This is a genomic window from Parabacteroides sp. AD58 (genome assembly GCF_023744375.2).
GTDB classification, from domain to species: Bacteria; Bacteroidota; Bacteroidia; order Bacteroidales; family Tannerellaceae; genus Parabacteroides; species Parabacteroides absconsus.
The window spans coordinates 1,741,141-1,766,719 of sequence record NZ_CP146284.1; the positions used below are offsets into that span (position 1 = coordinate 1,741,141).

General features: G+C 46.3%; 13 protein-coding genes and 1 pseudogene. 5 read left to right on the forward strand and 9 right to left on the reverse strand.

Annotation, left to right across the window (positions count from 1 at the left end; all coding sequences use genetic code 11):
• Positions 1-82: 82 nt before the first annotated feature.
• On the reverse strand, positions 83-1,201 hold the full coding sequence (locus NEE14_RS07685) for a site-specific integrase (RefSeq protein WP_251968137.1): 1,119 nt from the start codon (positions 1,199-1,201) through the stop codon (positions 83-85).
• Positions 1,202-1,341: 140 nt separating this feature from the next.
• Positions 1,342-2,277 (reverse strand): helix-turn-helix transcriptional regulator, encoded by a 936-nt coding sequence (locus tag NEE14_RS07690; protein ID WP_251968136.1) that lies wholly within the window; start codon positions 2,275-2,277, stop codon positions 1,342-1,344.
• A 352-nt stretch (positions 2,278-2,629) separates the two neighbouring features.
• On the opposite strand from NEE14_RS07690, the pseudogene NEE14_RS07695 reads away from it, so the two are divergent.
• From NEE14_RS07695 to NEE14_RS07715, 5 genes and pseudogenes are all read left to right on the forward strand, one after another.
• Positions 2,630-2,800 (forward strand): annotated as a pseudogene (locus NEE14_RS07695) (PD-(D/E)XK nuclease domain-containing protein); the annotation flags it as partial.
• Between the two features lie 406 nt (positions 2,801-3,206).
• Positions 3,207-3,344, forward strand: a complete 138-nt coding sequence (locus NEE14_RS07700; RefSeq protein WP_338578825.1) for a hypothetical protein — start codon at positions 3,207-3,209, stop codon at positions 3,342-3,344.
• Between the two features lie 18 nt (positions 3,345-3,362).
• Positions 3,363-5,018 (forward strand): IS1182 family transposase, encoded by a 1,656-nt coding sequence (locus tag NEE14_RS07705; protein ID WP_338578715.1) that lies wholly within the window; start codon positions 3,363-3,365, stop codon positions 5,016-5,018.
• Between the two features lie 51 nt (positions 5,019-5,069).
• Positions 5,070-8,138: a TonB-dependent receptor gene (locus tag NEE14_RS07710; RefSeq protein ID WP_317259027.1), complete on the forward strand. Its 3,069-nt coding sequence runs from the start codon at positions 5,070-5,072 to the stop codon at positions 8,136-8,138.
• Between the two features lie 54 nt (positions 8,139-8,192).
• Complete coding sequence (locus NEE14_RS07715; RefSeq protein WP_251968579.1) at positions 8,193-9,698, forward strand: RagB/SusD family nutrient uptake outer membrane protein; 1,506 nt, start codon at positions 8,193-8,195, stop codon at positions 9,696-9,698.
• Between the two features lie 124 nt (positions 9,699-9,822).
• On the opposite strand, the gene NEE14_RS07720 is transcribed toward NEE14_RS07715, so the two are convergent.
• The 7 genes from NEE14_RS07720 to NEE14_RS07750 all read right to left on the reverse strand — a co-directional run bounded on the left by NEE14_RS07720 (position 9,823) and on the right by NEE14_RS07750 (position 25,439).
• The gene (locus tag NEE14_RS07720; RefSeq protein WP_251968578.1) at positions 9,823-12,501 is read right to left on the reverse strand and encodes a valine--tRNA ligase; all 2,679 of its coding nucleotides are present in this window, start codon (positions 12,499-12,501) and stop codon (positions 9,823-9,825) included.
• A gap of 231 nt (positions 12,502-12,732) precedes the next feature.
• Positions 12,733-15,141: a glycoside hydrolase family 127 protein gene (locus NEE14_RS07725; RefSeq protein WP_251968577.1), complete on the reverse strand. Its 2,409-nt coding sequence runs from the start codon at positions 15,139-15,141 to the stop codon at positions 12,733-12,735.
• 229 nt (positions 15,142-15,370) lie between these two features.
• Complete coding sequence (locus NEE14_RS07730) at positions 15,371-18,364, reverse strand: glycoside hydrolase domain-containing protein (RefSeq protein WP_251968576.1); 2,994 nt, start codon at positions 18,362-18,364, stop codon at positions 15,371-15,373.
• An 84-nt stretch (positions 18,365-18,448) separates the two neighbouring features.
• Positions 18,449-20,212 carry a RagB/SusD family nutrient uptake outer membrane protein gene (locus NEE14_RS07735; RefSeq protein ID WP_251968575.1) on the reverse strand — a complete coding sequence of 588 codons (1,764 nt, stop codon included), beginning with the start codon at positions 20,210-20,212 and terminating at the stop codon, positions 18,449-18,451.
• A gap of 19 nt (positions 20,213-20,231) precedes the next feature.
• Positions 20,232-23,630: a TonB-dependent receptor gene (locus NEE14_RS07740; protein ID WP_251968574.1), complete on the reverse strand. Its 3,399-nt coding sequence runs from the start codon at positions 23,628-23,630 to the stop codon at positions 20,232-20,234.
• A gap of 179 nt (positions 23,631-23,809) precedes the next feature.
• Entirely contained in the window at positions 23,810-24,784 is a 975-nt protein-coding gene (locus NEE14_RS07745) for a FecR family protein (RefSeq protein ID WP_251968573.1), read from the reverse strand.
• Between the two features lie 82 nt (positions 24,785-24,866).
• Entirely contained in the window at positions 24,867-25,439 is a 573-nt protein-coding gene (locus NEE14_RS07750) for an RNA polymerase sigma-70 factor (protein WP_251968572.1), read from the reverse strand.
• Between the last annotated feature and the right edge of the window lie 140 nt (positions 25,440-25,579).

The window sequence follows — 25,579 nt, forward strand, 5'->3', positions numbered from 1 at the left end:
AGGAATGGTGCCATCAGAAACAGAGGGAGCGGTTAAAGCCTGCACGCAATAACCGCTCCCCCTGAATATCCTGAAACAAGGCCTATGCCTCCTTGCGTTTCAGGGTTATCTTGTCCACCACCTCGCACATCTGCTGTGCAGCCATCTTGGAATAGATCTGTGTGGTGGTAATGTTCTTGTGTCCCAGACAGGCTTGTATGACAGCCATGTCCGTGCCCATTTCCACGTGCAGGCTTCCGAATGAATGCCGGGTGCAATGGAAGGTTATCTTCTTGGTTATGCCTGCCGCCGACAGCCAACGTTTCAGGGGTCCCTGCAGCATCTTGTCCTTGAAGCCCTCGAAGATAAGCCCTTCATGCCGCTCCCCGAGCAGTCCGTAGGCTTCATCACTGATGGGATTGTGTACGATCTGCTTCGTCTTCTGCATACGGGTGGTAACGAACATCTTGCCGTTGGTGTACGGCTGTATCTGCTGCCAGGTAAGCTGCCTGATGTCGCTCTTTCTCAATCCCGTCAGGCAGGCGAAAAGGAAAGCCCTTTTCAGAACCTCTTCCTCGCATGGCGTTTCGGCAAGCCGTATCAGTTCCTCCTGGCTCAGATGCTCCCTCATGGTGGGAATACTCTCGATACGATCCAGAAAGCCGTTGGGATTCTCCTTTATCTTCCTGTCACGGTAGGCCGTATGCAGGACGGCACGGAAAGCTGACCAGTAGCCTGCCGCAGAATTGATATGCAGCTTTTGGTTGGTGTGTATGGTCTGGGGAGCGTTCAGCAGGTACTCCATGAACTTGCGGCACAGGTCCACGTCCACCTCTTCAAAGGTACATTTGCCGCCCACGAACCGCTCGAAGTGCTTGTAGACGTGCTGCCACTTGATATTCCTCCTGTCTGCCAGTTCCTTGAAGTAGGCGAGGAAATCCCCTTTCATCCTGGCCTTGTCAAAGAAGCCGTTGTTCTCGTTGAAGATGGCTTCGTAACGCCTGTTGCGGAGTATCTCCGCCTTCTTCATCATGCGTGCGTTGAAGTCACGCTCCTGCTGGTTGGCAGGTTTGGCAAAAATGTAAATACCCAGAGCTTCACGTGTGATCACTTTCATGGTGGTGTTGTCACGGTAGCCGGGATAATAGTCCAGACACAGCGAATACTGTGTACCGTTCTTGATCTTGCGCTTGCGCAAGGTTACTGTCTTGCATTTACTCATATTGATGATGTTTTAACTGGTTGTACATTTCCGGAGGTGTCTCCGTGTTCACGGTGGCAAAGGAACAACGTGAAACAGCCGTGAATATCTCCACGACAATCATTTTGAAATAATTTTCGGGTAATGGCGGTTGCTTGCGGTTATTTGTTCCTTTCAGCCATGACACGCTCCACGTCGGAGCGCAGAAGCAGGTTCTTCACGCCGACCTTTATCTTTTCGATGTGCTTAACCTTGACGATATGGCAGATGTTGGCGGAGGAAAGCCCGTAAATCTGCCGGACCTGTTCCACGGTGTAATAACGCTCGTCGTTCACAAGGTCGGTTCTGCGGAGTTCGTCCAGATGGGACTTGGAGTAATAGGTGCGGCCGTATTCTCTTTTGGTCGGTATCCTGTGCCGGTAGGCGTATGCCCGGAGTGCGGCAGGCTTCATGCCGAACTGCTCTTCCGCTTCTTCAGTCAGGAGCCAGTCGGTGATACTTTCCATATCAACAGCCGTACCGAAGAACTCGTCAACATGCTTCTTGCTGTAATAGTTCTTTCCAGCGATACGGCAGATGGGGATGCGGTTGCGTTTGGCGGTGGTATAGAGCCATGACTGCTTGACTTTATAAAGGGATATCACCTCTTCACCGGAATAGAAGTCCGGCACTTCATCGGTTACCTTTTCCCTTTTTTCTTTTTTCGCCGGGAAGGAAGATGAAGCGTTTTTTTTCGGTGTGGAAGTGCTGCCGGGCAGGATGCGGTGGTAGGGATTACCCTCCAGCATCCGCTCGATGTCGGCTCTGCGGATGAATGCCATGCGGTTGCTGATGCGTGAGGCTTTCAGCTTACCCATGGCTACAAGTTTATAGATGTACTGTCGGGAACAGCCCATGAGTATGGCTGCTTTGGAAAAGGTGAGATACTCCTGATGCTGTATCTCCATGATTGGCCGGACGGCCTTGAAGAGGTTGTTCTTCTGTGTCATTCTGGCTCGCCGGGCTTCCGCCTGACAAGCCTCGCTGCAATACCTTTGCATTCCGCTGCGGGTAACAAAGGACTTGCCGCAAAAACTGCATTTTCGGGTTGCTTTCATACTGCTTTATCGTTTACTGGTTCATTTCTTCAATCCTGTATTCCTGAAGTGGTGAACGGATGTAAACGGCAGTCAACGGTTGTCGCCTTTCTACACGATGTGACCGTCACTGAATGTTGGGGCGGATATTGTCGCTTGTCGTAAACGGTTGTAAACCCTTGTCAACTGTCTGCACGGTGTGACAAAAAACAAGCCCCGCAAATTCTCCACGTCAGAAATACGTCTCAAAAATATGTGGAAATTTGGGAAGCATCAAAAAGCAGCCGAAAAGTGTTAATTTTTAGAATGTGTTGATAATTAAATGTTTATGTTTGGATATTTCTGATTGTTTTTGGTTGTTCTACGCTTCTAAATACATATTTTGGAATTTAAATTTGAAGGTTCGGCTGAAGAAGCATTGGCACAGATAGAAGCGAACAATTATGCCCTTCCTTTTTCTTCTGATAATCGTACGCTTTTCAAAATAGGTATAAACTTTAGCAGTAAAACCAGAAATATAGAAAAATGGATCGTGGCCAGATAACCCGAAAAAGTTAGGAATCTAACCAGATATTCTTTAGTTCACGGCGTGAACTAAGTAATTCACGGCGTGAACTAAGTAATCCACGGCGTGAACTAAGTAATCCACGACGCGAACTAAGTAATCCACGACGCGAACTAAGTAATCCACGGCGTGAACTAAAGAATTTCTATAGAATTTCGAAAATTAAATATATTTACACCAACCTTTATTATTTTACGGCTTTATAAAACGACGTATTCAAGCCGTTTCTTTATCTTTTTATAATCACAAAAACAAAATATTCGACATTTCAATAAAAAAAGCCGCATGAAAATTTCATTTTTTAAATATAATCTATATATTTGCAACAATTGTAAAATGAACAATTATTAGACTTTCTAATCCTTATTATAAAAATTAGTGTTATATGAAAAAATTCTTATTAGCATTAGGCGCTTTTTCCGTAATTGAAGGTGTGTCAAAAAGCACACCTTCTTTTTTAGCACAAAGCCCCGACTTTCACAAGCTGGGGCTTTGTTATTACCTAAAGATTTTGTATCTTTAAGCATAAAGATTTACACATATGACAAAGATACATTTTCGTCCATACACTCCCAACCAAACGGTACTTTTTCCGCAAAGAATCGATGAAGATATTGCAGAAAACGATCCTGTACGCATGGTTGACGCTTTGGTTGAAAGCCTGAATCTTGAAGGTTTCAGGAAGTTATACAAAGAATACGGCCGTAGTCCTTACCATCCCAAGATGATGCTAAAGGTTATCTTGTATGCCTATATGAACAATATATACTCCTGCCGGAAAATAGAAAAGCATCTTCGTCGTGATATCCATTACATATGGTTAGCCGGTTATGAGAAACCGGACTTCATTACTATCAACCGTTTCCGTAACCGGGTGAAGAAGGAAATTAACGAAGTGTTTACCCAAACCGTACTTCTGCTTTCATCCAAAGGTTTCATCAGTCTGAATGTGGAATATATTGACGGAACAAAGATTGAGTCCAAGGCCAACAAATATACTTTTGTATGGCGGAAGAGCGTTGAGCGAAACCGTGAACGACTGATGAAGAAAATCAGTGTTTTGTTAAGCCAAATAGATGACGTCATCGCTCAGGAAAAAGCTTCGGAAAACAACGAGGAAATTGAGTTTTCCCCTTCCATGCTGACAGAAATGGCAGGAGAATTACGCAATGCCCTTGAACAGGCTTCAGAACCATCCACGAAAGAGCAGAAATCTGCACTGAGAAAGAAACGCAGGCAGCTGAAAGAACTGGAAGCACATAGAGATAAGCTTCAGGAATACAATAACCATCTGGACAATCTTCAGGACCGCAACTCTTATTCCAAGACAGACAAAGAGGCCACCTTTATGAGAATGAAGGAGGATGCCATGCGCAACGGTCAGACAAAACCCGGATATAATCTTCAGATTGCTACGGAAAATCAATTCATTATCGATTATTCTCTTTTCCCGAATCCGACTGACACCTTGACGATGATTCCCTTCCTGAAGTCCTTTGCCGACAGATACGGCCAGTTGGCTCATACGGTGGTTGCTGATTCCGGTTACGGATCAGAAGAGAATTACCACTTTATGTCGGAAAACGGGATGGAAGCATACGTCAAATACAATTATTTCCACATGGAGCAGCGGCCAAGATTTAAACCGAATCCTTTTAAAGCCGAAAACTTTTTCTACAATGAAGAACAGGATTACTGTGTCTGTCCAATGGGACAAAAGATGCAGAGGGCAGGCACCAGGCATACGAAAACCGAATCCGGATATGTAGTCGAATATGCCAGGTATAGGGCTGTCAGATGCGAAGGATGTCCGTTAAGATGTCTGTGTTTTAAAGCTAAAGGAAACAGGACGATAGAACTGAATCACCGACTCTGGATATACAAACAGAAAGCCCGGGAACTTCTCTGTTCCGAAGAAGGGCTGAAACACAGAGGGCAAAGGTGCATAGAACCGGAAGCTGTATTTGGACAGATAAAATTCAACATGAACTACAAGCGCTTCCGTCATTTTGGAAAGGACAAGGTTCTCATGGACTTTTCCTTCCTGGCCATCGCCTTCAATATAAAAAAGATGTGTACCAAGATGAATAAAGAGGGTATAAATTGGCCAATTAAACACCTTTACGGCCTTATTACCGCTCATTTAAGCTATTGGGAACAAAATAATCGAGATTATCTTCAGAATATCGCTGCCTGAAAAAGTTAACTACGCTCTTATCGTTGATAAAGAAAAGAGGGTGAATCGCGTATTACGACACACCCTCAGGAAAAAGTAATTACAGGAGTTGTGGTCTCTTCTGAAGATGGATTGCCTATGACAGGTGTTGCCATCATGGATAAGCAGAGTAGCAATGGAGTGATGACCGACATGGACGGTAAATTCTCTATCCAAGTTTCACCACGCACTAAAAGCTTAAATGTTTCTTACTTAGGTTATAAGGCCGTAGATGTACAGATTAAGGGAACTACCATGAAAATTACAATGGAACCTGACTTAGTTGCTTTAGACGAAGTGATGGTAGTTGCCTATGGTACCGGAAAGAAATCATCGTTTACCGGTTCTGCGACCGTTGTAAAAAGTGACGCGCTCGAAAAGATCAAAGCCTCTAACGTAACACAGGCCCTGCAAGGTCAAAGTGCAGGTGTACAAGTTCTCAATACTTCTGGTGAACCGGGTTCTGATGCAACCATTATGATTCGTGGTATCGGTTCCATGAATGCTTCCAGCTCACCTTTATATGTAGTAGATGGAACGGCTTATGATGGTTACCTGAATGCCATCAACCCGGCCGATATCGAATCAATGACCGTTTTGAAAGATGCTTCGGCTACGGCCCTGTACGGATCACGTGCTGCCAACGGTGTCGTAATGATCACCACCAAGAAAGGTGCTAGCGAGAAAGGACAGCTCAACTTCCGTTCATCATGGGGCTGGTCGAGTTTGGCCGTTGATCTGCCTCGCACACTGACTCCAGACGAATTTGCAGTCCTGACATGGCAGGCTTTATCCAATGGATATATGGATAACGGTTATTCGCAGTCGGATGCAGCCAACTATGCTTCTTCTTATTTGGTTGGACAATGGGGGTGCAACCCGTATAATGTAGATATGCCGGTCGGACTGGACGGAAAGATGAATCCGGATGCCCAGTTGCTGTATTCCGGAGACTGGAGAGATGCCCTGATGAAATCCCGCCTGCGCCAGGAATATAATATTGACTTCAGCGGAAAATCAAAGAAAGCCGATTATTACTTGTCTGCCGGCTATCTGAACGATAAAGGTGTATTCACCGTATCTGAATTCGAACGCTTCACTGTCCGCGCCAATGTCAACTACGAAGTCAACAAATGGTTGAAGGTTGGTTTGAACGCCAATCTGGCACACGGCCTGAAGGAAGGATCTTCAAATGACCAGGTAGTGTGGATGCTGCGTTCGATGCCTTCTGTTTATCCGATTTATGAATGGGATGCCCAAGCCGGAGACTATGCCCGCGACAGCGACGGCAACCTGATCTACGATTACGGAGACTATCGTACTTCATGGAGCGGCTCTAACTTCGTAGCGGATAATGTTTACAATAAATATCCGTACACGACCGATAACGCATCTGCCCGTACTTATTTCGAAATCAACTTCCTGCCGGGACTGAAATGGCGTACTAACTTCAACTTCGACTATTATCTGTATGGATATGACGGATATACCAACAGTGAATATGGTTTCGCAGCCGGTTATGGTGGTGAAGCTTACAAGCAAAACGACAAGAACTTCTCATGGACAGCCAACCACCTTCTGACATACGACAAGACGATTGGCGACCATTCATTCAACATCTTGTTAGGTCAGGAAGCATACTACCGCCAGTTCAAGAGCCTGCAAGCAGCAAAACGCGGATTGCCTTTCTTTGGAATCACAGAAATCGGAGCCGCTTCTGAAATGAGCTCCATGAATTCATATACCGACAATTACCGTTTGTTAAGCTGGTTCTCACGTGCGGAATATGATTATAACGACCGATATTACCTTTCTGCCAGCTTCCGTACGGATGGTTCATCCCGCTTCTCTCCAGAAAGTCGTTGGGGTAAATTCTGGTCAGTCGGTGCATCTTGGCGTGTTTCCAACGAAGCCTTTATGGAAAGTACCAAAGGTTGGTTAGACAACTTGAAGCTGAAAGCCAGCTACGGAGCCGTAGGTAACGATAACTTAATGTCTGGTAATACCTCAATATACTATGCTTACCAGGGATTGTATGCAACAGGTATGAACAACTACAACGATGCCGGTGTAATGATCAGCCGTTTGGCAAACCCGACGCTGAAATGGGAAACCAACCTGCAAACCAACGTAGGTGTTGATTTCGCCCTGTTCAACCGCATCAACGGTAGCTTCGAATGGTTCAACCGTAAGTCAAAAGACTTGTTGTTCTATACTCCGAAAGCACCATCAACCGGATTTGGAAGCATTGAGCGAAATATCGGTGATGTCAAGAATACTGGTGTTGAATTCAACCTCGATATTGCCGCCATCAACAGTAAGGATTTCAAGTGGAATCTGAATCTGAATGGTTCACATTATAAAAACCGCATTACCAAACTGCCGCAAGACGAAATTAATTCAGGTTACTTCAAATGGCGCGAAGGCGAATCCCGCTATAACTTCTGGGGCGCTGAATATGCCGGAGTAAACCCGGAAACCGGTAACGACCAGTATTGGTATAATGTATATGAAACCGATGAAAACGGCAACAAAGTCGTAAAAGAACGTATCAAGACGGAAGATTATAATGCAGTAAATAGTGAAGACCAGAAGAAGTACTTAGGCGACGCTATTCCTAAATTCTTCGGTGGTATCACAAATAACTTCTCGTGGAAAGGTATCGACTTTTCGTTCATGATTTACTATAGCTTGGGTGGCAAACTGTACGACTCTGATTATGCTTCAGCTATGTCATACCGCACCGGTTACAGCATGCACCCGGATATGCTGGAAGCCTGGACTCCGGAAAATACAGATGCTAAATTCCCGAGAATCTCAACCGTTTATGGTAGCTATATGGGATCATATACATCGAAGTTCTTGTTCAACAACTCATTTGCCCGCCTCCGTAACGTAACATTAGGTTATACATTACCTCGCGAATGGACCAAGAAATTGCAAATCAATTCATTGCGTCTTTATGTACAAGGTGACAATTTAGCGACATGGGGTAATGCAGCCCGCCGTGGTACCGATCCGGAACAAAGCATCGACGGTATTACCGCCAACCGCTTCCCGACAACGAAATCTATTTCGTTCGGTCTGCAGCTTAACTTGTAATGAGACAGTAACGTAAGTTCAATAACAATTTTAACAAAGACAACTAATAAGAATATGAAATCAATTAAATACATATTGACAACCTGTGCGATCTCAGGCCTGCTTATTGGTGGAACAACTTCGTGCAGTGATTTTCTTGAGACCAACCCATCTACTGATGTTGCCGACAGCGAAGTATTCACAACCGTAAGTGGCGCGCAGGCTGCCTTGAACGGCTGTTATTATCAGATGAAATGCTACGGTGGTGGTGGCGCAAACCGCCAGGACGACTGGGGTATTCCTTCCTATCAGATGATATCAGATCTTTCCGGTGAAGATGTCATGAGTAACGGAGGCGGATGGTACAACTTTACCTATAACTATTGGGGTGAGACTCGTGGTGATATTTTCCGTGCAAGCCAGATATGGACTTACTACTACCGCCTGATCAACAACGCCAATTCCATCATTGCCTATGTAGATGACTGCGAAGGCGACGCAACCGAAAAGCAATACATCAAAGGCCAGGCATTAGCCATGCGTGGATGGGCTTATTTCTGGCTGACCAGATGGTTCCAGCAGACTTATCCGATTGCCAAGAACATGCCGGGTATGCCAATCTATACAGAACCATCCAACGTAAATACACCGGGAGCACCGCGCGGTACATTGGAAGAAACTTATCAGCAGATTCTTTCTGACCTGACTGCTGCCGAACCGATGTTGGAAGGTTTTGTACGCAGCTCCAGTTACCCGAATGTAATCGATCAGTCGGTAGTTCAGGGTATTCTTTCAGAAGTTTATCAGGTAATGCGCGACTGGCCTAAATCAGAAGAATATGCGCGTAAGGTATTAGCCAAATATCCGCTGACAACCAACGATGATTACACAGCTGGTTTCAATGATGAATCAACTCCTTCATGGATCTGGAGTATCAAGCAGACCGAAGAACAGAACAAGGGTGATTATTCTCCATTCGCCATGTGGTACAACGGAACCCGTTCTTGCTGGACATTCGCTTGCTTCATCCTGGCAGACGACTTCGTAAAACTGTTTGATGAAAGCGATATCCGCTATCAGCAAATGCAAAACTGGGACGACCCGGCAGGAACCAGCCGTAAGTTCTGGATTTCCATGAAATTCCGTGACAACGAAGACTGCCGTGGTTCTATGGTTGTGATGCGTTCAGACGAAATGTTACTGAATGCCGCTGAAGCTTGTGCCCGTCAGGGAAAAGAATCGGAAGCCAAAGATTTGTTATGGCAGCTGCAGGATATGCGTGGTGCTGTCCGCACAGAAGCTTCGGGTGAAGAACTGGTAAAGGCGATCTGGATTGAACGCCGTAAGGAACTTTATGGTGAAGGCTTCGCACTCTTCGATATCATCCGCAATGAACTGCCTCTGGAACGTACTGGAAATCACGTAGACTGGGGAGGAGCAACGCCGTTCCCGGCTCGTTCTTGGAGACTGATCTATCAGATTCCGAATACAGAATTATTGAACAACGACTCGATGACGGATGCCGTTTGGCCAAATGGCGACCAGAATCCGTATGATGGCGTTTATGAACCGCAACAATAATAGCATTTGAGGGAACCTTCGGCAGGTTCCCTCTTTTTATGGATATAAAGGCCAACAAAAAAGGCTGCCAGCTACACCGGAGTCCGGTCGGCTGGCAGCCTTTCTTTATTCTATTAACTGTGTGTTATTTCTTCAGCGCGGCAATGCTTTCTTTCAAAGCAGCAATCTTTGTTTCTGCATCAGCCTGTTTCTTCCGTTCCATTTCAATCACCTGAGCCGGAGCCTTGCTGACAAACTTCTCATTGCTGAGTTTCTTCATCACACTCTGCAGGAATCCTTCCTGATATTTCAAGTCGGCTTCCAGTTTCTTCAGTTCTTCTTCCACATTGATCAGGTTGCCTAACGGTACGGCATATTCGGTTGTTCCCACCATAAAGGCAGCAGCGCCGTCGGCCTTATTACTTACCGTGGTAATAGCAGACAAGTTACACAGTTTCGCGATCACTGAATCAAAAGCAGCTACCGGATTCTCACCGACCACTTCCAGACTCAAAGCTTCTTTCTGGGCAATGTTCTTCTGCAAACGGATTGTACGGATGCCACCGATTACTTCCTTAACGACTTCGAACTTGGCGATAATTGCCTCATCATAGTTTTCTGCGACCTTCAATGTCTGAACCATGATGCTTTCTCCATCCTTACGCTCGTAAATATGCTGCCACAATTCTTCCGTGATAAACGGCATGAACGGGTGAAGCAGCTTCAGCAACGTATCGAAGAATTCCAATGTCTTCTCGTAAGTAGCCTTGTCAATCGGTTGTCCATAAGCCGGCTTGATCATTTCCAGATACCAGCTTGAGAATTCGTCCCAGAACAGTTTATAAACCGCCATCAGGGCTTCGCTCAAACGATATTTACTGAACAGGTCATTGACTTCGGCAGCTGTCTTCGACAACATCGCGTCAAACCACGAGATAGCCAGCTTCGCATATTCCGGCTGTTCGATTTCTGCCACATTCCAGCCTTTTACCAAGCGGAAGGCATTCCAGATCTTATTATTGAAGTTACGTCCTTGTTCACACAGCGCGTCATCAAACAGGATATCGTTTCCAGCCGGAGCAGACAACATCATACCCATACGGACACCATCGGCTCCGTACTTCTCGATCAGTTCCAGCGGATCCGGTGAGTTACCCAGCGACTTAGACATCTTACGTCCGATCTTGTCACGCACGATACCGGTGAAATAGACATTCCGGAAAGGCATATCGCCCATATATTCATAACCGGCCATGATCATACGTGCTACCCAGAAGAAGATGATATCCGGTCCGGTTACCAGAACAGAAGTCGGATAATAATACTTGATTTCTTCATTTCCCGGATTGTTGATGCCATCAAACAATGAAATCGGCCACAACCAAGAAGAGAACCATGTATCCAGACAGTCTTCATCCTGACGCAGATCTTCCACTTTCAGGGAAGTATTTCCCGTCTTTGCCTGAGCCAGCTTCAAGGCTTCTTCCGGTGTTTCTGCCACTACATAACCGCCTTCAGGCAAGAAATAAGCCGGAATCCGGTGTCCCCACCACAACTGACGGCTGATACACCAGTCCTTGATATTCTCCAGCCAGTTACGATACGTATTCTTATATTTCGGAGGATAGAATTTCAACTCATCATTCATAACCGGAGGCAAGGCCATATCAGCAAAGTGCTGCATCTTCAGGAACCATTGCATAGACAGCTTCGGTTCGATAGCCACATTGGTACGTTCAGAGAAACCAACCTTGTTGGTGTATGCTTCTACTTTTTCCAATAAACCGGCTGCGGCCAGGTCTTTCTCGATCTGCTCACGGACATCGAAACGATCCATGCCGACATACAGACCGGCCGCTTCGCTCAAGGTTCCGTTATCATTGAAGATGTCGATGCTTGGCAAGTTATACTTCTCGCCCAGCATATAGTCGTTCACGTCGTGTGCCGGAGTCACCTTCAAACAGCCCGTACCGAATTCGATATCTACATAATCATCTTCGATTACCGGAATTTCCCGGTTAACCAGCGGGACGATCACTTTCTTTCCCTTCAGCCAATGATTCTTCGGGTCGTTCGGATTGATACACATAGCCGTATCACCCATGATCGTTTCCGGACGAGTCGTAGCCACAACAGCATAACGGCGGCCTTGTGCATCCCGATGAACAACTTCACCTTCCTCGCCTGTTTCGCCTTCTCCGTTATCATTAGCCACATAATAACGCAGGTAATACAACTTGCTGTGTTCTTCCTTATAGATAACTTCCTCATCACTCAAGGCAGTCAAGGCCTTCGGATCCCAGTTGACCATCCGGACGCCCCGATAAATCAGGCCTTTATTATATAAATCGACAAAGACCTTGATCACGCTCTTGCTCCGTTCTTCATCCATGGTAAACGCCGTACGGTCCCAATCGCAGGAAGCGCCCAGCTTGCGCAACTGCTTCAAGATGATGCCACCGTGTTCTTCCGTCCACGCCCAGGCATGCTTCAAGAATTCCTCGCGGGTCAGATCCGTCTTCTTGATACCTTGCTGAGCCAGCTTATTGACAACCTTGGCTTCGGTAGCAATCGAAGCATGGTCTGTTCCCGGAACCCAGCAGGCATTCTTGCCCATCATGCGGGCACGACGTACCAAAATATCCTGAATAGTATTGTTAAGCATGTGACCCATGTGGAGCACGCCCGTCACATTTGGGGGCGGAATAACGACGGTATAAGGTTCACGACCGTCGGGTTTAGAACTGAAAAGCTTGTTGTCCAGCCAATACTGGTACCATTTACCCTCCACATCAGCGGGGTTATACTTACTTGCTAATTCCATTGTTTTATATCTTGTTATTAATTCACTATTTGCATCTAAAAAGACCCGTTATCACAAACGGAAGGCCAGTCTTCCGATATGCCTCTTCGGGCGAAGGAAATCAGACTGGCCTTCTGTCTGCCGTCTCTAAGAATCGACAAAAGTACGAAATTTATTGATTCTTCGATACTGGAAACTGTATTTTATATATTGGATTATCAACAAACTACCGGATCTGCTTGCCGGCAGGTATTACTGAATCTCCCACTCATACATCCCGGCAGCATACTTTTCCGGTAAAACCACCTCGAGTTTGACAGCCGACGTGCTGACGGGCGCAAAGTGAACGGTATTCGGATTTCCCTTCGAGACGGGATAAGCGTCGGCTTCGGATACAGGCGTCCATTCGCCGGCTTCATTCTTGTAATAGACTTTCCAAGAACGGGGCAAACGGCAACTTCCCCACGGCGCATCGTCGTACCAGTAAACCGTCGAGCTGGAGACTTCTGTCTTTTCCGGGAATTCATAAACGATCCATTCGGTTGTTCCTTCCTTCGGCCACCAGTGATAATACGGGATGGTGCGGTCATTCTCGTCGGCCGGGACCAGTCCGTCGGTAATGGCTGTCAGCGACTTGGCCGGATGTGATGCCGAAACCTGACTCTTCGAGGCTAATGTCGGGATGGCTACCGGACGTGTTGCCCGGACTTCAGAAGGCAGCCAGACAGCCATGTTTCCAGGTCCGCGATGTGCCCACGCATAATAGGGAATCAACGTCAGTTCCTGGTCTTTCACCACCAGACGTCCTTGTTCGTCGTATTCCAACGTCTGCACCGGCGTCTTGATCTGGTTCAATCCATACAGTAAATCCGGTCTTTCTACTACTTCGAACTGCGGGTGCTGGTTCATCAGCAGGCTCAAAACATTAAAGCTGTTGTCCGGCCATTCCGCACAATAGACGATCGGTCCGCGTTCAACCGCCATACGGCCGCGGTCGGCTTCCACCTTTCCGTTTGCCTTTACGGTACGGACTTCCATATCCAGTTGCAGTTCTACGCGATCACCTTTCTTCCATTTCCGCTCGATGGTGAAATAACCCTGTTCCAAAGCAGAAGTGACTGCTTCACCGTTCACCTTTACAGAATAACCCGGGCGTTTCCCGTCGGAATAAGTATACAGATCGCTCGGTACAACCTGATTTCTCACCCAGCCCGGAATACGGATCTTCATCGCAAACGTTCCAGCTGCGTTCTTATCTACCGTCAGTGTCACATGGCCGTCCCACGGATAACGGGTTTCCTGATGCAGAATGACCTTCTTCCCACCTACTTTCAGTTCGGCTTCGTTGCCCATGAACAGATTCACATACACCTGATTATCCTTCACTGCATACACATAACCCGGCAATGAAGGAATGAAGCGGCAGATATTGGACGGACAGCAGGCACAGCCGAACCAGGGCTGCCGCTGGTGCTGACCCATCGATTCCAGCGGATTGGGATAGAAGAATCCACCACCGTCGAGTGAGACGCCCGAGATCAGGCCATTATACAAGGTCCGTTCCAGTACGTCATAGTATTTGGCATCTCCATGCAAGAGGAACAAGCGGTAATTGACATAGACATTCCCGATGGCCGCACAGGTCTCACAGTAAGCCGACATGTTCGGCAATTCGTAATTCTTGCCAAAGGCTTCGCCCTGATTGGTCGCGCCAATACCACCCGTGATATAGAGTTTCTTCGAGACAATGTTATCCCAGATACGGTCAATGGCATGTACATACGATGTATCGCCTGTCAGGGCAGCCACATCGGCCATGCCGGCATACATATAGGCGGCACGAACAGCATGCCCCACGGCTTCATCCTGTTCAATGACCGGCTTGTGTGCCTGACTGTATTCGTCTTTCCGGGAAGTATAACCGCGCTTATCCAGGAAGAATTTGGCCTGGTCGAGGTATTTCTGATCGCCGGTTACCAAATACAATTTGGCCAATGCCATTTCAGCTATCTGATGACCGGGAACACGTACCACCTGTCCTTCTCCATCGCCTATTTCACGGCACACACAATCTGCATAGCGGATGGCGATATCCAGGAATTTCCTACTGCCCGTAGCCTGATAATGAGCAATGGCTCCTTCTACCATGTGCCCCAAATTATAGAATTCATGACTCAGCTCTTCCACCTTTTCCCAGCGCTTGCTGCCGGCCCATTCATGCGGATGCTTCGGATTCATCGTACGGGCCGTATACAGATAGCCGTCGGGCTCCTGGGCTGCCGCCACAATATCCAGCACACTGTCCATATAATGCGCCAGTTGTTTATCCGGATAGGTCTGCAGGGAATAGCTGGCACCTTCTATCGTCTTATACACATCGGTATCGTCAAACGAATAGCCTGTCACTTTCGTCGTGTCACTCGGATGCGCTGCCAGCTCGAAGTTACGGTAACGCCCTGTTTCCTCGCATTTGCTGAAGGCCAGCGGGATCGTTACTTCACGACTCGCTTTCAGGCGTTGCCCCCAAAAGGAATCAGAAACTTTCACGGAAGTAAAGGGTACAGGATCAATCGGATACCCATGTTTCAGCTGTTCTTTCTGGGCGAACAGGCTGTTTCCGGCCAGGCATCCTGCCAAAATAGTCATTACGAATCTTTTCATGGTTCTCATTTTATTCGGATTAAGAAGTGTTTCACTAACACATTTTGGCAAATGTAACAAGGTTTTGGTATAAATGCAAGATTCTTACCGATTTTATGCTCCGGCAGAAGAAAAACTGAAGCGCCTTTTTATCTATCAGCCGACATGAAAAAATCGGCAGATTTGCCCGGATATGATGCAAACCTGCCGATATATATCACTTGATCAGACCGCCCGGCGGCCTCAGTCTTTAATTCTTCTTCAGGATGAGTAACCAGCCTTCTTTCGTCTTCACCGGAATAGATTCATCCAGACGGAATGAACGGGCTTCCTGGAAATCGGTTACCTGCGGAGCTTCGAGCGTCGCCTGTGCCGGATCGAATCCTAAAGCTTTCCAGTTGAACGTCAATCTGACGGATTTGTCTTTCGCACTGAAATTACCGATCGATATCAAAACCTGGTCCGGTTTTACATAGGCTGTTGCCTTCACTTCCGGATCCGATGTCTGCACCGGACAATCTTCATCCCAATACCCGAGCATCTTCGCGTCTTCTATGCCGAACGATTTCCACAACGCCCAGACCGGAGCCGGCGAATACTTGCTGTATGAATGACGGCCCGTCGTTCCATACACCATTCCCAAGAAACGGTTTCCGCCGTCTTGCAGCATCTCGCTCATCTGCCCGAACGGAATGCCCGAGAAGGTAACGAACCATTCGTCCGGACGCATCTCGTTATAACGGAAGCTTTCGCCAAACCACAGACGGTCAACGTAAGGGAAGAAACCCGTGTACTGGTTGGCCGGACCAACGGAATACCACGTATTGGAATGCAAGTCGATCAGCGCACCCGGATGATACTTTTCCATGATCTTCCGCATCCGCTTCATCACGGGGCGGTCGAATGACACATCATCCATGTAGATGCCATCCAGGTCATAATTCTCGAACATCCAGCGCAAGCCTTCCAGGTAATAATTGATCCAACGAGAGAAACCTGACAATACCAACGCCGCATCGGATGTCTCGTTCGGCAACTCGGTGTACCAGGCCGGACGATAATCGTCGATCAGATGTTCACAATGCCACGGTAGTCCGTACCCGACACCCGCAGCCAGTATCTCATGGTTCAAGCTCTTCAGCGCATAGATTTCTGTCGTATAATTAGTCAGCTCCCGAATGGTATAATACAGCTTGACCTTCCGTCCGAATTCATGTTCGTGCTTAATAAAGGCTTTCAGTGAATCCTGTACGATAAACGGATAATTGATCACCGGGTTCAGCTTCTGCGCGTGATGGATATTGATGATATTGGCTCCTTCTTCGGCGGCCTTGTCGAAACCGGTATGAGGCGCATGGTAATAACGCTCGGAGAAATGTTTCGCCGTATTCACCGGCTTCAGCGGGGTGATCAGCAGGTCGAACTCATAACTGCGGGGCTCGGCCGACAAGGTATCTACACCGGTACTGGCCACGACGAGCGACTGGCCGCCCTTCGGTCCGGAAACCCGTATCGTTCCTTTTCCGTTATTCGCCCAGGCCCTTGGCGGAGCCGGTTTATAGTCATTCAGCAACGGACCGTGATAACTGCCTCCGCGGTATTCCACATGCAGACCGGCCTTGGCATTTCCCATCCAGTAGCTGTCCCACGGACCTTTCCAGTCCCATTGATACGACACCGGACGCGTTCCGCCACTGAATCCGGCTCCCATGAAATACTCCGACGCATACGGCGTATAGTTCGTTTCCAGCCGGATATCTTTCACGACCAGAGGCTGGTCGGTCGATACCTTCAGGTCATAATGCACATACCCGTCATATTCCATCGAAGCCTGGTTCTCGAAGCGGATTCCATCTTGCGTGGATGAAGCCGTCCACGAAACTAAGCCGCCGGCCTTCTTCTTCAGCGAAACATTCGTTGCCTCAAAAGGAATGGTGCCCTGGTTGGTCACAACCACAAAACGGAACGGCGCGGCCAGCACTTCCTTCTCGTTGATCTGAATGGAAGCCGGAAGTCCGTTATCCCCTACAAGCAAGGTCTTGTCCGTCGCCGTCACGGTCTTCCCGTCCAGCTGCATGGCCGTATAAGGCTTCACCGGGTTATTATCTTCTCCGATAGTCGAATTCAGCCATCTCAACCGGGCATGACGCCACAAATCATTATCTCCTTTATCTGCCAGGACCTCTTTTTCCACCCGGATTTCTACCGGAATCGTCTGAGGTGCTCCGCCCTCACAACTCAGGGTCACACTTCCTTTATAAGTGCCCGTCTTGGCGTCTTCGGGAATTTGTACTCCGCACCACAGCGCCTGCACCTTTCCTTCCGGCACATTTACAGTAAATGTAATCGGCTTTCCATCCCAGTTAATGCCTTCCTGGTTAAAGCAGGTTATCTCCTCCTTCGGAATGACAGACGAACCGTTGGTCAGATCCGAAAAGTCAAGGTGCACCTGCTTCACGGCCTCATGAGCGGCCCAGACACCAATCTGCCACGTATAATATTCATTCCGCAACGCCACACCCTCGAAGCCGGCCGGCGATCCGTTCTTTACCCAGCGGACCGGCAGCTCATTGGCCAGACGGATCGGGAACGCCCGGTCTTCGGGGAAAAGCACCGGATTCATCGGATAGACCTGTTTCAGACTGTCCATCTCGCGTGCCGTAGCCGCCAGGCCCATCGGCGTAAAGGCATCAAAGCGCGAACGGCTTTCAAAGCGCAGCACCTTTGCCTTCGGAACAGCCGCCGTCAAGCCGGATTTCCAAGCCTCATCCGCCTCATAAACCGGAGGCAGATAATCATTCCACGGCTTGCCATAACGAGCGTCATTCCATCCTTTCCGATATTTATATGGCAGGTAATACACATAATAGATTCCATCACCCGAAACCGGCTCAAACGTCACAGTGGCCGACTCTGCTGAAAAGTCAGACACACTCACGTTCTTTACTTCCGAGCCCGATTGAGCATCCACCACCACTACCTTTTTCGTCTCCGGCCGCAAGTCCGGTCTGCGCCAAGGCAAATACACCTGCACCGCCTTCTGCTCTTTTATACCACTTACTTCTACTACCGCCCGATGATTCCCCTGCATATCGGCTTTCCACATCGAATCGGCCACCACAAAGGGAATTCCATCCGGAGCATACGGTAAATACTGGCTGTCTCCGTCCGGTACTGCCGGTTTAGGCGAACAAGCCAGCAGGCAGCTCAATGCTCCTATACACACGCACACATATTTATTCATGCTCAAACTAATTTGTAAATATCCATTTATTTCCATAAATCAAGTGCCCGAACAGATCCGGGCACTTTCATCATATAATCAGGATTAATAACCCGGATTCTGATCATCTTTCAACAATGGATTCACATCAATCGCTGTTGTCGGTATCGGCATCAGCAATAAGCGGTCATTCCATGTCTTGTTTACCACAACCGAACCGTCTGGTGCCGTAGAAGGACCATTCAGATATTCCTTGCAATAATCACTTCCGTAGCGGCGAACATCATCAAAGCGATGACCTTCAACGGCCAGCTCGATACGACGTTCATTCCGCAAGAAGTTAATCGCTTCTTGCTTACCCAACGATTCCGGTACATCCGGCATACCACAACGGTCACGCAACTGATTCAACGCTGCACGAACCTGCTCATCATAGCCGGTCGTCATCAATCGGGCTTCAGCATACGTCAAAAGCACTTCCGCATAGCGAATGGTCGGATAATCGTCGGCCGAACCATACAAACTATAATTATACGGATTCCAGGCAACCATCTTTCTATAGCTGAAACCTGTCCAAGACTCATTACCATTCTTATTAACCACATCCGGATCCCATTTATAATAGATTTCCCCGGCAGCTGTTTCATGCCATCCTTTGAACGGGAATAGCAATGTTACATACAAGCGGCTGTCGCGGTTCTTGAATTCCTTCATGTAATCATACGTCATCAAATCCGGGCTTGTAGCAAATGCTTTGTACTCATCCGCGCTCAATCCTTTTGCAAAGTTCCATATTTTTTCGTAATTAGCCTTACGAGTTTCTACCGGAATTTTATCAGGAATAGTCTTTCCGTCAATATTCCAATAAGCATCTACCAAGTCCTGCATAGGCTCGAAAGAAGAATATCCATGGTGAATAGATATTGACAAAGGGATAAAGTACGTGTACCGATTCTCATCATAAGCATACGGATCTTCCATATATTCATGTGTCAATACATACTCCGGATTAGCCGGTGTAGCATTTGCGCCTTGCCATAAAGACTCATAGCTGAACATTCCCTTGATGAATTTGTCTTTATCAATGCCCAACGATTCAAAATCAATATACAAATCCATTTCCTTGGCTTCCTGTTCCTGAGCGGCGCTCAACGAAGTCAGCTTGAACAAAGAATATTTACCGCTGTCCATAACAGCTTTTGCCGACTTCTCTGCTTCCGCATAATTTCCAAAATACAAAGCGGCTCTTGCCCGCAAAGCCAAAGCAGCATATTTGGTTACACGTCCCGACTCATACATGAAACTGCCATTATAGCTTTCCGGCAAAATTTCTGCTACCTGCGCCAATTCATCCAAAATAAAATTTCTCACCTCTTCCAATGAATTTCGTGGCACATTGGGAGCATCATACGGCAATTCTTCCGTTACGATAGCAACTTTTCCAAAATACTGGGTCAGCTCCAAATAGGCAAATGCCCGGAAAAAGCGCGCTTCCGCCTTCATACGTTCTTTCAGCTCGTCACTCATATCACACGTTTCAACCCGCGATATAAAGGTATTGGCTGTACGGATGGCACTGAAGTCGTAATCGCCATAAGGAGAAGCCGTATTGATACCGTTCTGTTGTACCATTTCCATATTTCCTTCCCAAGGTTTATGGCTATGGGCATTATCTGTACACATTTCATCCCAGATATCCAACGCGGGCATAGACTGGTAACAGCCATTCAAGGCATACCAGGCATCTTTCTCTGTCTTCCAGAAATTTTCGGCAGAAATCTCGGCTGGTGGAACCACATCCATATCGCATGATGAAAACGCTCCTGCCAAAGCGCATAACATGATTATTTTTTTTGCTTGCATCTTCATAAACAATACTCCTTACTAATTAAAATGAAACATTCACACCAAACGCCAATGATTTGGTTCCTAATGCCTGAATTGTACTGCTTGTCGCTTCCGGATCAAAGTCTTTCATCTTATGATCTGCACGGATGGTAAACAGATTTTCACCTGTTATATATACCTTCAACGAAGACAGGCCCAAACGAGTAATCACATCTTTCGGTACATTATACCCAAACGATAAAGTCTTGATACGGAAATAATCTGCATCAAAAATATGATAGTCGTTAAACGCCCGGTTATAAGTTGTATGAGGACTACTTGCCGTATAGATACGCGGATAAATGGCATTCGGATTTGGATTCTCTTCTGTCCAGCGTCCTAAATGATAGGCTCTCGGATTATCTTGTCCGTGGAAGAACGGGTGCACCTGATATACTTCAAAGGCGACATCAGCCCCGCTTACTCCCTGGCCGAAAACAGAGAATTCAAAGTTCGCATAATTCATCGACAAATTGATTCCATACGTAAAGTCAGGCACTTCACATCCGATGATGGTTCTATCATCGTCTGTAATCTCTTCGCCCCACTTTAAATCGCGCTGAGGAACAAATTTGGTATCACCCGCATTCGGCGTAACACCACCATAAGTATAATAATGTCCGGCATCGATTTCTTCCTGCGTATACAGACCGTCACTCTTGAATCCATAGAATGATCCTACTGATTCTCCTACCTTTGATATATACTTGGCAACACCATGACCACTCACATTGTCTATTTTGTTATCTGAAGCAGCCATATCGGTAATTCTGTTCGAGTTAGTCGCAATATTAGCCCCGATCACATACGAGAACTTATTAATCGTATTACGATGAGTCAGTGCCAATTCAAATCCTTTATTACGTACCTTGGCAATATTCTGGGAAGGAGCCGTAGAAATACCCGTTTCCAGAGGTACATTGTAAGGCAACAGAATATTACTTGTATTCTTAACGTAATAATCAGCGGTACCACTCAGTTTTCCATTCCATAAATCAAAGTCCAAACCAATATCGGCCAACGCTACTTTTTCCCAAGTCAGGGTTGGATTCGCCGGTTTGGTTTCTTCGATGACTTTAGCCGGAGAATCGCTGAATGAATAGTAAGCGTCTGTTCCCCAAACTTTCCGACCTCCATAATTCTGGAAATAGTCATAATTGCCTACGTTATTGATATTACCCAGCGTACCATACGAAGCTCTCAACTTCAAATTGTCTATCACATCCCGCGTATCTTCCATAAAGGCTTCTTCGCTGATTCTCCAACCGGCAGAGAAAGAAGGGAAATAACCCCAACGGTTATCCGCATGGAAACGGGAAGAAGCATCACCTCTGAAATTCGCTTCAAACATATACCGGTCCATCAAGGTATAGTTCACACGGCCAAAATAAGAAAACATCTTGTATTCCTGCATGCTGGAACCATTCTTGTACAGAGATCCGGAAGTCGCTCCAGCCGACAGATCCTCAAACGAATCGGCCGGGAAATCCTGTCTGGAAGCCATTAAGGTTTCAGCCTTGTAATGTTCGTAAGAGACACCGGCCAAAACAGAGAATGAATGGATTCCTTTCGTCCAGCTATAATTGGCTGTTCCGGTATAAGTCAGGAAATTATTACTCTGCCAATTTACTTCCATCGAGTTAATAGTATTTCCCGTACCACCAATCACAGTCCCCGGATTCAGGAAACTTGGAACATCGTCTTTCAAACTATTATAATATTTATTCTTATACGAATAAGACTTATAAGTAGCTTGTCCGGTTATCACCAGCCCTTTGACAGGCTTCAAATCGAAGGCCAGTTCATACATGGTATTTTCTACCTGATTCTTTGTCCAGTCGTTTGTACTGTAAGCACGCAGCGGGTTTCCACCGGCAAATGTACCACTCGCTTCGTGGCCCGATTCAACAGAACCCCACTCTCCATTTGACTGCTGTGCAACAAAGGTACTTGGAACGATCAGCATATTATCGAATGAAGGTGTTCCACCATCAACATCCTTATTGCGCTGAATGTACTTCACACCACCTCTGAATGTCAACCAGTCTGTTACATCCGACGAAACATTCAAATTCAAATTATATCTGCGGGTATCCCGGTTTCGTACATTCTCTGTATCATATATATAACCCAAGCCTGCAAAATAACGCAGTTTCTTGGTTCCACCTGAGAAGTTCAACGAATGTTTGGTCGTTACAGCCCAATCATCGAACAGCAGATCTACCCAATTGGTATTCGGATATAAATCCGGCTGCGAACCATTTCTGAAGAGTTCAATCTGCTCGTCTGTAAATCCCTGCTTTTTACCTGCTGCCGGATTCGTATTATAAAGAGCTTCGTTGTACAGTTCGGCATATTCCCACGAATTCACCAGGTCTGGTGTATAAGTCGGGGCTTTCATACCAACCATACCGCTGTACGAAACATCCATCCGTCCTTCTTTTCCTTGTTTTGTCGTTACCAACACAACACCATAGGCGGCACGAGATCCATAGATAGCCGACGACGCTGCATCTTTCAAGAACGAAATGCTTTCAATGCTGTTCGGGTCGAGGTTAGAAAAGAAGGTCGCGTCGGCAATGGCACCGTCAATGACATACAGCGGCTCTGACGTTCCCAAATTACCACGACCACGGAAATTAATCGAAGCATCTTTTCCCGGACGTGAAACAACCGTCACACCAGGAACCGTACCTTGTATAGAACTTAATACATCGTTCTGAACACGGTCTTTAATTTCATCCGAACTGACAGAAGCGACCGAACCTGTCAAGTTCACTTTCTTCTGTGTTCCATAACCTACTACAACCACTTCTTCCAAAGCCTTGGAGTCTTCTGCCAAAACAACCTGCAAAGCATCATGTCCCTTTACAGAGACTACCTTGGAATCAAAGCCGATATAAGAAATCTGCAACTTGGCATTATCAGACACATTCAACGTAAAGTTACCATCCATGTCGGTAATAGTTCCGTTGGAAGGCGATGTCAGGTCAACCACGTTGGCTCCAATAACCGGTTCGCCAGCAGCATCACGTACCGTACCTTTTATCTGTCTTGTTTTTTGCTGTACAGCCTCCACCTTCGCATTCTTTTTCCCGGCTGTCGAGAATAATACAATATGTCTGTCTTCAATCGTATAACCAATATTCTGCCCGGCAAACAGCTCATCCAATACATCCGTAATCTTCCGATTCTTTATATTAATTGAAACGAGCCTGTCGGTATTAACCTGAGAACTACTATACGTAAAATAAAAATCACTTTGATTTTCAATAGCCATCAATACATCTTGCACGGTTGCTTCTTGCAAATCAAAAGTAAATGTAGTTACCTGCGCATAGCGTGCATCCGCATGATTTGCCCAAGCAGGCGTGTTTTCCCATGCAATCAAAAGAAACATACAACCCGAAACGGTAAGAACTTTTTTTAGGCTGGCCGTCTTCCCTCTTTGCGGCCTCTTTTTCTTTATTATGTCCATAAGTAAAATATTAAATTGGTAAATAGATCTAAGAACGATACATTCTTTTCAAATAATAAAAAATCTGCTATTCTCTCTTTCTAACCTTCCCCATAGGCTTTTTAATTTATAGGATGAATAATATAATTCTGTTCTTTATTTTTCTGATAAGTCAAGTTTTGTGTCTTTTGCAACAGATCGAGCACCTGGTCAACGGTCGACACATGTTTTACTGTACAGGTAAATGTTTTTTCCGCCAACGACCGACTATCAATTTCTATCTGCACATCAAATCGCCGTTCCAAGATTTTCACGATGTATTCCAACGGCTCGTTCACAAAACTCAGATCACCGGTAGTCCACGAAGAAATCCGGTTGGCATCTACTTGCATCAGCTCCACTCCTTTTTCTTCCGAATAAATGATCTGTTCATTGGGATGCAAAATATAGGATTCTTTTCCGGCATTGCAGTCCACTTGTACCTTTCCTTCTTTTAAGGTTACTCTTGTCTCTTCCTGGTCGTACGAAGAAATATTGAATTTCGTACCCAGCACTTTCACATCCAAATTGTTAGTCTGCACAATAAAAGGCTTCGATTCATTCCGGCTAACCTCGAAATAGGCCTCTCCATCCAAATGGACCTGCCGATTATCGATCGCAAAATGAGTAGGATATTCCAACCGGCTGCCCGAATTCAGCCATACGAATGTCCCGTCAGACAAACGCAGACTGGCCCTTTCTCCGACCGGCACCTCTACAAAATTCATGGCTGCCGTTATTTCCTGCTCATGCAAAGTTACGTATGCGCCAACGCCAACGAAAACACCCAAAATCAATACAGCCGCATACTTCAGGAAAGCCGGCCAATAAGTAGCCTGCTTCTTGAAATGTTTTTTTGTAAAAGTCCGATAAGCCTTGTCTATCTGTGCCGGCTGCGCATAATGCCATTCGTTCTTCAAGCTCCACACTCGTTCGAGCTCAAAGAGCTGGTCCCGGTTTTCAGGACTTGCCTGAATCCACTCATCCACTTCTTTCAGCTCTTGCGGCGAACAGGATTGTTCGAGAAACCTGATCAATAGATCTTCATTTATCATCATCCTTTTGGGGTTGTTTATATAGACGACAATCCAAGAAGGTAAAACTACGCAGTAAAAAGGCTGTTATTTTTGCAGTTATGCCCTATAACATAAAAATCAAGAAGAAAATCGGGCGTAATTCATCCCGCAACAATAGCAAAGCCTGACGGATGTAACCTTCTACAGTCCGATTGGAAACCTGCAACCGCTCTCCTATTTCCTTCCGGCTTAAATCGGCAAAATAATAAAGGCGGAAGGCTTCCGCACATTTCGGGGGCAATTTTGAAATAGCTTTTTCTACCAACTCTCTCAGATCCTGACTCAGGATATGTTTCAACACCTCATTCTGCTCTTCTGATTTTCCCTTAGATTCCAGACGGGCTTCGGCAATGCGCACACGTTCTTCGTAATCTTCTACGATCATTTGATGTTTGATATGGTTCAGGCAGGAATTCTGAAGCCATCTAAACAAGAATGAATGAATATCATCCGCTTCTATCTGCTGTTTTTTCTCCCAATACGATGCAAAAACATCCTGTACCAAATCTTCGGCCGCCTGCGAGTCAACAAAACGGCAAGCCAAGGCCATTAACTTGGGATAAAAATACCCGAAGAAAGACCGGAATGCGTTCTTATCTCCTTTCTTTACCTTATTTAAATCATAAGGAACATCCATTCTCCTTGTTCTACATCTCCATTTTAGCAAATTTCTTTTCGCACAAAAATAAGCATTTATTCTTAATCTTATTCTATTCTTTTTTGACGGCTGTCTTTCTATTGGCTGTTTCTTATCGGGAAGTGATTGAAAAGTCATTA

Excerpts from the sequence above, each read along its gene's own strand:
- NEE14_RS07685 (WP_251968137.1), bottom strand. The coding sequence starts at position 1,201 with ATGAGTAAATGCAAGACAGTAACCTTGCGCAAGCGCAAGATCAAGAAC.
- NEE14_RS07690 (WP_251968136.1), bottom strand. The coding sequence starts at position 2,277 with ATGAAAGCAACCCGAAAATGCAGTTTTTGCGGCAAGTCCTTTGTTACC.
- NEE14_RS07700 (WP_338578825.1), top strand. The coding sequence starts at position 3,207 with ATGAAAAAATTCTTATTAGCATTAGGCGCTTTTTCCGTAATTGAAGGT.
- NEE14_RS07705 (WP_338578715.1), top strand. The coding sequence starts at position 3,363 with ATGACAAAGATACATTTTCGTCCATACACTCCCAACCAAACGGTACTT.
- NEE14_RS07715 (WP_251968579.1), top strand. The coding sequence starts at position 8,193 with ATGAAATCAATTAAATACATATTGACAACCTGTGCGATCTCAGGCCTG.
- NEE14_RS07720 (WP_251968578.1), bottom strand. The coding sequence starts at position 12,501 with ATGGAATTAGCAAGTAAGTATAACCCCGCTGATGTGGAGGGTAAATGG.
- NEE14_RS07725 (WP_251968577.1), bottom strand. The coding sequence starts at position 15,141 with ATGAAAAGATTCGTAATGACTATTTTGGCAGGATGCCTGGCCGGAAAC.
- NEE14_RS07730 (WP_251968576.1), bottom strand. The coding sequence starts at position 18,364 with ATGAATAAATATGTGTGCGTGTGTATAGGAGCATTGAGCTGCCTGCTG.
- NEE14_RS07735 (WP_251968575.1), bottom strand. The coding sequence starts at position 20,212 with ATGAAGATGCAAGCAAAAAAAATAATCATGTTATGCGCTTTGGCAGGA.
- NEE14_RS07740 (WP_251968574.1), bottom strand. The coding sequence starts at position 23,630 with ATGTTTCTTTTGATTGCATGGGAAAACACGCCTGCTTGGGCAAATCAT.
- NEE14_RS07745 (WP_251968573.1), bottom strand. The coding sequence starts at position 24,784 with ATGATGATAAATGAAGATCTATTGATCAGGTTTCTCGAACAATCCTGT.
- NEE14_RS07750 (WP_251968572.1), bottom strand. The coding sequence starts at position 25,439 with ATGGATGTTCCTTATGATTTAAATAAGGTAAAGAAAGGAGATAAGAAC.